Raw genomic sequence first — 8,716 nt, forward strand, 5'->3', positions numbered from 1 at the left:
TTCGAGACGCCCCTGGCGAGATTCTCCAACAGCCCGACGCGGCGTGGGGCGCGGTCTTCCTTGGCGAGGGGTTCGACCCTGAGGAGGGCGCCGGCCGGGTGGCCGCGCTGAGTCGCGCGCCGGACGCGGTCTATGCCCAGGTGCGCGAAGACGGCGTCACCGTGGCGGTGGGGGTCGCCACCTTCGGCCATGGCTGGGCTGGTATCCACGGGATGCGCACCGCCCAGGCGCGCCGCGGGCGGGGTCTGGCCAGCCAGGTGTTGGCGGCGCTGGGCCAGGCCATCGCGGCGCGCGGCGTGGATCAGGTGTTCCTGCAGGTGGAGGAGGCCAACGACGCGCGCTCGCTCTACCGCAAGGCCGGCTTCGTCGAGGCCTGGAGCTATCGCTACTGGGGCCGAGATTAGCGCCGGAACAGGCTGCGCAGACTGAAGGCGGCGGCCAGCGCCCCCAGCGCCAGGACGGCGAGCGCCGGGCCGGCCGTGGCCGAGGTCTCGCCCGCGCCGATCAGCAGAATACCCATGGTGAGGATCCCGATGGCGCCAACGAGGGCCGTAAGGGACAGCAGGCGGTCACCTGCCTCCAATCGCGCCCGTGCCAGGTTCGCCAGTCCCGCCACTAGTCCAAGCAGGCCCGCCGACAGGAACCACACCCGGGCCTGTGTCGGATCGGTGAAGGCTTTGGATGCGGCCGCCACATGGGCCAAGCCGACGATCAGCAGGCCAGCCGAGACGATCTGGTCGATCAGCTTGAGCATGGTGCGCTTCTAGCCCCTTTCGGCCGCCACGCCCATGGTGACGCTACCCCTGGTAATCGCTGGGGACCTGCTTCACGCCGTCAGTGATCTCGTACCAGGCGGGCTTGGAGGCGGCGTGCAGGTGCAGCACGGGCCGCAGCCCCGGATCGTCGTCCAGGGCCGAGCAGGCGATCGGGAACATCTCCTGGTCGTCGGAGGGCTCTCCCAGGGACGAGCCGCAGACCCCGCAGAAGGCCCGCGCGTGGCGCCACGGAGTCTCGGGGATGTAGCGGCGGATCTGGTCGGCGCCGGAGAGCAGCCGGAAGTCCTCGCGCCGGACCATCACCACCGCGGAAAAGGCGCCGGCCTGCTTGCGGCACCGCGAGCAGTGGCAATAGGTCAGGTGGGCGCCGGGTCCGGTGATCTCGAACCGCACAGCGCCGCACAGGCAGCTTCCGCGGATGACGGACGTCTCAGGTTCTGGGTTCAACGTAGGGGCCCCCGCGGCAAGAACATCAAATAGGGCGTCACCAAAACTACGGCGACAGTCACAGCGATCCAACATGCGTAGATCAAGACCAGTCGGCCGGCGGTCACCCGCGGAGGAAGAAATCGCCAGGCAGCCAGGCCCAGCACGATGTCCATGGCGAGGATGATCGAGAAGCCGACCGGCAAGCTGACCGCCCAGACCAACGGAAAAATCAGGAAATGCGGGAAGCCCGTGCCGATCCAGCTCACAATACTGAAAGCCTGTTTGCAGACGCCTTCAAAACTGTCGCCGCAGGCGTCCCAACCCCATAGTTTGGGCTGCATCGCTACAAGACTCACCGCGAGCGGCGCGAGGACGATCCAACGCGAGAACGCCGCCGGCTGATCAGCGGATCCGTATTTTCCCACTCTTCAACCCCTCCTGATAGGCTTCGCCGGCCCTTCTACCGAGAGGGTCGCTCCCCATTCTGCCCACCAACCGATCAATCCGCGCCTTCTGAGCCGCCGTCAGAACCACGGGAACACCACCAGAAATTCCACGAAGCACGGGGAGGTCGTCGATCCTCGCGGCATTCAGAGCGCGTTCCTGCAGGCTCCCTAACTCGCCATCCGTGAAATTCTCGCCGACAATACCGCGGATGGTCGCCCGTAGGTTCGGTTCGATTTCCGGGTTCATCTGCATCGCCCGTTTAGCGAACCAAGTACCGGAATCCGCCACATCAAAGGAGCCGTCCTTCGGAAGCGCATCGGTCCAAGAGGGGGCGCTACGGGTGTTGCTAATAGGGATGGAGCGCATCATCCCACGAGAGTACGTGAACAAAACAAGAACTTCAACGGAAATCGCCGCCCCCTGCGATCAGCGTCCTGGCCCTGGCGAACACGGCCTCGAACATGGCTGGCGTCAACCGGCCGGTGTTCGTGTTCAGCCGTGAGCAATGGTAGCTGTTCAGCACGGTGTAGCGCCCCGCCTGGAACTCCGTTCCGTGGCCGGCGATCCCCGCGGAGGCCTTCAGGCCCAGGGCGCGCAGGACATTGCGGCGCGAGACGTCCCCCAGGGTGACGATCACCTTGAGCCTGGGGAGCGCGGCGATCCGGCTGGCCAGGAACGGCCGGCAGGCGGCCTCCTCGGTGGTCGCCGGCTTGTTGCCCGGCGGGGCGCAGCGGACCGCGTTGGTGATCATGCAGTCGATGAGCGTCAGGCCGTCGTCGGCCCGCGCCTCATAGGGTCCGCGGGCGAAGCCGGCAGCGATCAGGGTCTCGTAGAGCAGCAGGCCGGCGTGGTCGCCGGTGAACGGCCGGCCCGTGCGGTTGGCCCCGGTCCTCCCCGGCGCCAGGCCCACGACCAGCAGGCGCGCGCCCGGGTCGCCGAAAGAGGGGGCGGCGCCGTTGAACCAGTCGGGATGGGCGGCGCGGTTGGCCTCGCGATAGGCTGTCAACCGGGGACAGATCGGGCAGTCGCGCGGCGCCTCGGGCGGAGCGGCGGCCTCAGGCGTCGGCATCGGCCTCGGTGTCTTCAGACCGCTCGCCGCCGCGGCTCTCCTGGATGAAGCGCGGCAGTCGGGCCGGGCGGCCGATGACGTCGCCGAGGTCCGCCAAGTCCACGAAGCTGTCAGCCTGTCGGCGCAGGTCGTCGGAAGCCATTGGCGGTTGCGACTTGACGGTGGAGACCACGGTGACCCGAGCGCCCTTGCGCTGCACGGCCTCCACCAGGCAGCGGAAGTCGCCGTCGCCGGAGAACAGCACCAGGTGGTCGGCGTGGGCGGTCATCTCCATCATGTCGACGGCAATCTCCACGTCCATGTCGCCGCGCCAGCGCTTGCGCCCCTGGGCGTCGGTGTATTCGCGGGCGGCCTTGGTCACCAGGCGAAAGCCGTTGTAGTCCAGCCAATCCACCAGGGGGCGGATCGGCGAGTACTCCTGCTCCTCCACCAGGGCGGTGTAGTAGTAGGCGCGGATCAGCACCCCGCGCTTGCGGAACTCCTCAAGGAGCTTGCGGTAGTCGATGTCGAAGCCGAGCCCCTTGGCCGCCGAGTACAGGTTGGCGCCGTCGATGAAGAGCGCCAGCCGGTCCGTGGGGTAAAACGTCATTCGCTCGAAGATCCTTGATCCGGACCAGATGGTCGTCATCGCGCTAGGAAGCAATCTGGCCGCAGGCTTCGCCTCTTGCGAGGCGCTGCTGGAGACCGCCCTGGCGCGCTTCCCTCAGGCCGGATTGCCCGTGCTGGCGAGGTCAGGCTGGTGGCGGTCCACCGCCTGGCCAGACCCGACCGGGCCCCAGTATCGCAACGGCGTCGCCGTTGTCGAGGCGAACGGCGATCCGCGAGCCGTCCTGGAGGCGCTTTTTTCCATCGAGGCCACGTTTTCGCGGGTCAGGTCGGCGCGGAATGCGCCGCGCACTCTCGACCTTGACCTCATCGCCCATGGCCGGGAGCTGATTGATGCTCCGGGCCTGGTCCTGCCGCACCCCCGCGCCCACGAGCGGCGCTTTGTCATGGGGCCGCTGGCCGAGATCGCTCCGGACTGGCGTCATCCCGTCAGTGGTCAAACCGCCGCCCACCTAGCGGAAAAAGCTACCATCGGCCGCGACGCGCAGCCGCTGTAGGGTTTTGCGGCGTTGCACAATGACGCCCAAACCTCTATTTCAGCCGGCTATATCCCCTGCCCGAGGAATCCATGGCTCGCGTCACCGTCGAAGACTGCATCGAAAAGGTGCCCAACCGTTTTAACCTCGTGCTGTTGGCGTCGCATCGCGCCCGGGCCATCTCGGCCGGCGCGCCGATCCTCGTGGATCGCGACAACGACAAGAACCCCGTCGTCTCCCTGCGCGAGATCGCCGAGGACATGGTCGACGCCGAAGAACTGCGCGAGGCCCTGATCGGCACCCTGCAACGGGTGGACGAGCGCTCGGAAGCCGAGGAAGAGGCCGAGACCCTGGCCCTGCTGGCTGATCCGACCCACATGCAGATGAGCGAACTCGAGCTGGTTCGCGCCCTGCAGAGCGACCGCGATGGCGGTCAGGAGGAGCGGTACTGAGCCCGGAAGGCGCAGAACCTCTCACCGCCCAGGCGGCGCTTGATACCGCCGCCTTGCTGAAGGACGCCTCGCCCGCGCCGCCACCGGCGGCGGCGAAGCGCCCGAAGATGCTCCGCCAGTTCGAACTGATCGAGAAGGTCCGGTCGTACGATCCCACCGCCGACGAGGCGCTGCTGAACCGCGCCTATGTCTACGCCATGCGAATGCACGGCGCGCAGAAGCGGGCGTCCGGCGACCCCTATTTCGCCCACCCCATCGAGGTGGCGGGCATCCTCACGGACTACCGGCTCGACACCGCAAGCATCGTCACGGCTCTGCTGCACGACGTGATCGAGGACACGCCGGTCACCCGCCACGAGATCGAGGAGCTGTTCGGCTCCGAAATCGCCGAGTTGGTGGAGGGCGTCACCAAGCTCTCCAAGCTGGAGCTCTCCTCCGAGCACCTGCGGCAGGCGGAGAACTTGCGCAAATTCATCCTGGCGATCTCCAAAGACGTGCGCGTCCTGATGGTCAAGCTGGCGGACCGGCTGCACAACATGCGCACGCTGCAGCACATCAAGAGTCCGGCCAAGCGCGAGCGGATCGCCCGCGAGACCCTGGACATCTATGCCCCGCTGGCCCGCTCCATCGGCGTGCACCGCATCTGCACCGAACTGGAAGAGCTGGCCTTCGCGCACCTAAACCCGGTGGCCCGCGACGCCATCTATCGCCGCCTGGACACCCTTCGCCACGAGCAGGGCGGGGCGGTGTCGCTGGTCAGCCAGGAGATTGCGAGCCGGCTGGAGGCCGCCAACGTGCCGGCCAGGGTGTTCGGCCGCGAAAAGCATCCCTATTCGATCTGGCGAAAGCTGCAGCGCAAGTCGATCGGCTTCTCGCAGCTCTCCGACATCTACGCCTTCCGGGTGATCCTCGACACGGAGGACGACTGCTACCGGGCGCTGGGGGTGATCCACCGCGCCTGGCCCAGCGTGCCCGAGCGGTTCAAGGACTTCATCTCCACGCCCAAGCGCAACAATTACCGCTCCCTGCACACCACCGTGGTGGCCCCCAAGGGTATGCGCATCGAGATGCAGATCCGCACCGAGGCCATGGACCTGGTGGCTGAGGAGGGGGTGGCCGCCCACTGGCGCTACAAGGACACGTCCTACGGCTTCGACGCCGAGCACCAGAAGGCCGCCGGCGGCCGCGACCCGCTGGTCAACCTGCGCCACCTGGTCCAGGTGCTGGAACATGGCGGCGACGCCGAGGAGCTGGTCGAGCACGCCAAGCTGGAGATGTTCCTCGACCAGGTGTTCGTGTTTACCCCGAAGGGACAGCTCATCAGCCTGCCGCGCGGGGCCATGCCGCTGGACTTCGCCTACGGGGTCCACACCGATATCGGCGACACCTGTATCGGCGTCAAAATAAACGGGGAAATTAAGCCGTTACGGACGAGTCTTCAGAACGGAGATGTGGTCGAGGTGATCCGCGGCGGCAAGCCCGTGGTGCCGCCGGACTGGCGCTCACTCACGGTCACCGGCCGGGCGCGCTCGGCGATCCGCCGCCACATCCGCCAGACCGAGAAGGAAGAGTTCACCCGCCTGGGCCGGGCCACCATCGACCAGATCTTCGAGGCGGCCGAGAAGAAGCGCAAGGATGTCTCCCTACGCCCCGCCCTGGACCGTTTCGCCCTGGCGACGGAGGAGGACCTGTTCCACGCCGTGGGACGGGGCCGGGTGTCCCCACCGCAGGTGCTGGAGGCGGTGTTTCCGGGCCTGAAGGCGTCCGAGCGCGAGGCAGCCACGGCGCGCCGCCAGATCGAGGGCGGCAAGGCGGCCAAGCTCTACGTCCGTGGCGGCGGCCTGACCCCCGGGGTCAGCATCCACTTCGGCGAGTGCTGCTCCCCGGTGCCCGGCGACCGGATCGTCGGCATCCTGGAGAGCGACGGGCGTGGCCTCACGGTCCACACCATCGACTGCGAGCGCCTGGAGGCCTTCGAAGACCGCGAAGAGTTGTGGCGCGACCTGCAGTGGACGCCGGAGGCGGAGCGCAACTCCATCGCCCGCGCCAAGCTGGTGGCTACCATCCGCAATGCGCCAGGGGTGCTGGGCCAAGTCTGCACGATTATCGGCGAGGCCGGCGGCAATATCGTCGGCCTGCGCATGCACCACCGCCAGTCGGACTTCTTCGATGCGGACATCGACGTGGACGTCAACGACGCCAAGCACCTGACCCACATCGCCGCGGCGCTGCGCGCCAACCCCAGCGTCGAGACCGTGGAGCGGGCGAAGAACTAGGCTGCCCGGTCCATCGCATACCGCCGCTGGGCGATCTCCACGCCGCGCGAGCGGGACGCGACGGTGGTGTCGTCCAGGTGGCGGAAGCCCAGGGCGGTGAGCACCCGGCCAGAGGCGGGGTTGTCGGCCGCGTGGCCCGACCGCAGCCGGGTCAGCCCCGCCATCTCGAACCCGAACCGCACCACGGCCGCGGCGGCCTCGCGGGCGTACCCTTGCCCCCAGGCAGGCTCGTCCAACCAGTAGCCCAGGTCGCCTTCGCCGCGCCCGATTTCGTCGATGTCGGTCAGGCCGATCATCCGGCCTTCGCTCAGGATGGCGAACCGGTAGGCCTCGCCTTGCGCCCACTCACGCCCGTGACCGGCGAACCATGCGTCCAGCTCATCCCGATCGGGCGGAAAGCCGGCCATCCGCAGCATCCGCGTCACCCGCGGGTTCGACTGGATCTCGAAGGCGCGGGCGGCGTCTGCGGCGCCGCTGGGCCGCAGCACCAGGCGTCGGGTCTCGATAGGCAGGGGCGGGGGGATCATCGCGCCACGATAGCCGACATCTTCCGAGCCGGCGCAAACGGGGTTATCTCGCATCCCATGAACACCGAAGATGTCCTGAACGAGTTCCGCGGCGCCGGCGCCCTGCGCGAAGGCCATTTCGTGCTGTCCTCTGGGCTGCACTCCGGCGTCTTCCTGCAGAAGAACCTGGTCTTCCAGTTCCCCGAGCGCACTGAGCGCCTGTGCAGGGCCCTGGCGGCGAAAATCCGCGAGGCGGTGGGCGAGGTGGACCTGTGTGTGTCGCCCGCGGTGGGCGGCATCATTCCGGGCTACGAGACCGCCCGCCACTTGGGCGTGCCTTCGATCTATGTGGAGCGGGAGGGCGGCGAGTTCCGCCTGCGCCGGGCCTTCTCCCTTCCTCCCGGCGCGCGGATCGCCATGGTTGAGGATATCGTCTCCACGGGCCTGTCGTCGCGGGAATGCGTTGAGGCCATCCAGAAAGCCGGCGGCAATGTGGTGGTGGCCGCGGCCATCGTCGACCGATCCGGCGGCCGGGCCGACCCCGGCGTGCCCTTCGTGGCCCTGGCACGGCTGGACGTGCCGGCCTATCCAGCCGACCAGCTGCCGCCCGAACTGGCGGCGATCCCGGCGGAGGACCCCGGCAGCCGCAGGCTCAGCGCATGAGCAAGCTGCGCCTGGGCATCAACATCGACCATGTGGCGACCGTCAGGAACGCCAGGGGCGAGGGCTATCCCGATCCCATGCGCGCCGCCGATATGGCGCTGGCTGCCGGCGCCGACGGCATCACCGCCCACCTGCGCGAAGACCGCCGGCACATTTCCGACGCCGACATGGATGCCCTCGCCGCGATCACCCGCCGGCGGGGCCAGCCGCTCAATTTCGAGATGGCGGTGACGCCGGAGATGGAAGCCATAGCGCTCGCCCACCTGCCGCACGCCGTCTGCCTGGTGCCGGAGCGTCGCGAGGAAGTGACCACCGAGGGCGGCCTGGATGTGGTGCGCGGTCACAACGCCATCGCCCCGGTCGTGCGCCGGCTGGCCGAGGCCGGCATCCGGGTTTCCTGCTTCATCGACCCCGACCTCGCCCAGGTGGCGGCGGCCAAGTCCGTGGGCGCCCAGGTGGTCGAGCTGCATACCGGGGCCTGGTGCGAGGCGGTGCGCCACCGGTCGCCGGACGCGCCGCGGCTGCTGGAGCGCCTCAAGGCCGCGGCCCGCGAGGGCGTGGCCCTGGGCCTGGAGGTCCACGCCGGCCATGGCATCGACTACGAGACCGTCAAGCCGATCGCCGCCATCCCGGAGTTGATGGAGCTGAACATCGGCCACTTCCTGATCGGCGAGGCGATCTTCATCGGCCTGGGCCCCGCCATCCATCGGATGCGGGCGCTGATGGACGAAGCCAGATCGGTCAGGGCCGCGTGATCCTCGGGCTGGGCTCGGACCTCTCCGACATCCGCCGCATCCAGGCCAGCCTCGACCGGTTCGGCGACCGCTTCACCCACCGCTGCTTCACTGAGCTGGAGCGCGCCCGCTCCGAGCGCAAGCACGACCGCGCCGCCAGCTACGCCAAGCGATTCGCCGCCAAGGAAGCCTGCGCCAAGGCGCTGGGCACCGGTCTTGCCATGGGGATCGCGTGGAAGGATATGGCGGTCAGCAACCTGCGCACAGGGCAGCCGGTCATGC

At 68.3% G+C, this 8,716-nt stretch carries 14 protein-coding genes; 7 read left to right on the top strand and 7 right to left on the bottom strand.

The genetic code is table 11. The features are described from left to right. On the top strand, window positions 1–404 hold a 404-nt coding region (locus ACLL81_RS04920), incomplete at its 5' end, for a GNAT family N-acetyltransferase (RefSeq protein WP_411287228.1). Here ACLL81_RS04920 and ACLL81_RS04925 read toward each other — a convergent pair. From ACLL81_RS04925 to ACLL81_RS04950, 6 genes are read right to left on the bottom strand one after another with little or no spacing between them, the layout of a single operon-like run. Then, on the bottom strand, window positions 401–754 hold the full coding sequence (locus tag ACLL81_RS04925; protein WP_411287229.1) for a hypothetical protein: 354 nt from the start codon (window positions 752–754) through the stop codon (window positions 401–403). The two genes, ACLL81_RS04920 and ACLL81_RS04925, sit on opposite strands and share 4 nt — an antisense overlap. 43 nt (window positions 755–797) lie before the next feature. Beyond that, entirely contained in the window at window positions 798–1,223 is a 426-nt protein-coding gene (locus tag ACLL81_RS04930) for a GFA family protein (RefSeq protein WP_411287230.1), read from the bottom strand. Next, on the bottom strand, window positions 1,220–1,630 hold the full coding sequence (locus tag ACLL81_RS04935) for a hypothetical protein (RefSeq protein WP_411287231.1): 411 nt from the start codon (window positions 1,628–1,630) through the stop codon (window positions 1,220–1,222). The genes ACLL81_RS04930 and ACLL81_RS04935 overlap by 4 nt, the downstream gene beginning before the upstream one ends. Further along, window positions 1,608–2,021: a hypothetical protein gene (locus ACLL81_RS04940; RefSeq protein ID WP_411287232.1), complete on the bottom strand. Its 414-nt coding sequence runs from the start codon at window positions 2,019–2,021 to the stop codon at window positions 1,608–1,610. The genes ACLL81_RS04935 and ACLL81_RS04940 overlap by 23 nt, the downstream gene beginning before the upstream one ends. 31 nt (window positions 2,022–2,052) lie before the next feature. After that, window positions 2,053–2,721 carry a uracil-DNA glycosylase gene (locus ACLL81_RS04945; RefSeq protein ID WP_411287233.1) on the bottom strand — a complete coding sequence of 223 codons (669 nt, stop codon included), beginning with the start codon at window positions 2,719–2,721 and terminating at the stop codon, window positions 2,053–2,055. Then, the gene (locus tag ACLL81_RS04950; protein WP_411287234.1) at window positions 2,708–3,310 is read right to left on the bottom strand and encodes an NYN domain-containing protein; all 603 of its coding nucleotides are present in this window, start codon (window positions 3,308–3,310) and stop codon (window positions 2,708–2,710) included. The genes ACLL81_RS04945 and ACLL81_RS04950 overlap by 14 nt, the downstream gene beginning before the upstream one ends. Before the next feature lie 28 nt (window positions 3,311–3,338). Between ACLL81_RS04950 and folK the strand changes: the two genes are divergently transcribed. From folK to ACLL81_RS04965, 3 genes are all read left to right on the top strand, one after another. Then, complete coding sequence (gene folK, locus ACLL81_RS04955; protein WP_411287235.1) at window positions 3,339–3,824, top strand: 2-amino-4-hydroxy-6-hydroxymethyldihydropteridine diphosphokinase; 486 nt, start codon at window positions 3,339–3,341, stop codon at window positions 3,822–3,824. A gap of 71 nt (window positions 3,825–3,895) precedes the next feature. Beyond that, a complete protein-coding gene (gene rpoZ, locus ACLL81_RS04960; protein WP_411287236.1) occupies window positions 3,896–4,255 on the top strand; it encodes a DNA-directed RNA polymerase subunit omega in 360 nt (119 codons plus the stop codon). Window positions 4,256–4,362: 107 nt separating this feature from the next. Then, on the top strand, window positions 4,363–6,531 hold the full coding sequence (locus ACLL81_RS04965) for a RelA/SpoT family protein (protein ID WP_411287237.1): 2,169 nt from the start codon (window positions 4,363–4,365) through the stop codon (window positions 6,529–6,531). Here ACLL81_RS04965 and ACLL81_RS04970 read toward each other — a convergent pair. Beyond that, window positions 6,528–7,058, bottom strand: coding sequence for a GNAT family N-acetyltransferase (locus tag ACLL81_RS04970; RefSeq protein ID WP_411287238.1), 531 nt, complete (start codon window positions 7,056–7,058; stop codon window positions 6,528–6,530). The genes ACLL81_RS04965 and ACLL81_RS04970 overlap by 4 nt on opposite strands. A gap of 57 nt (window positions 7,059–7,115) precedes the next feature. Here ACLL81_RS04970 and pyrE point away from each other — a divergent pair, with 57 nt between their 5' ends. The 3 genes from pyrE to acpS form a co-directional block, all read left to right on the top strand. After that, window positions 7,116–7,700 (top strand): orotate phosphoribosyltransferase, encoded by a 585-nt coding sequence (gene pyrE / locus ACLL81_RS04975; protein ID WP_411287239.1) that lies wholly within the window; start codon window positions 7,116–7,118, stop codon window positions 7,698–7,700. After that, window positions 7,697–8,455: a pyridoxine 5'-phosphate synthase gene (locus ACLL81_RS04980; RefSeq protein WP_411287240.1), complete on the top strand. Its 759-nt coding sequence runs from the start codon at window positions 7,697–7,699 to the stop codon at window positions 8,453–8,455. Before pyrE ends, ACLL81_RS04980 begins: the two co-directional genes overlap by 4 nt. Continuing rightward, the coding region (acpS, locus tag ACLL81_RS04985; protein ID WP_411287241.1) for a holo-ACP synthase at window positions 8,452–8,716 on the top strand (265 nt) is incomplete at its 3' end. The genes ACLL81_RS04980 and acpS, both read left to right, overlap by 4 nt.

The organism is Phenylobacterium sp. (assembly GCF_046590535.1).
GTDB lineage: Bacteria > Pseudomonadota > Alphaproteobacteria > Caulobacterales > Caulobacteraceae > Phenylobacterium.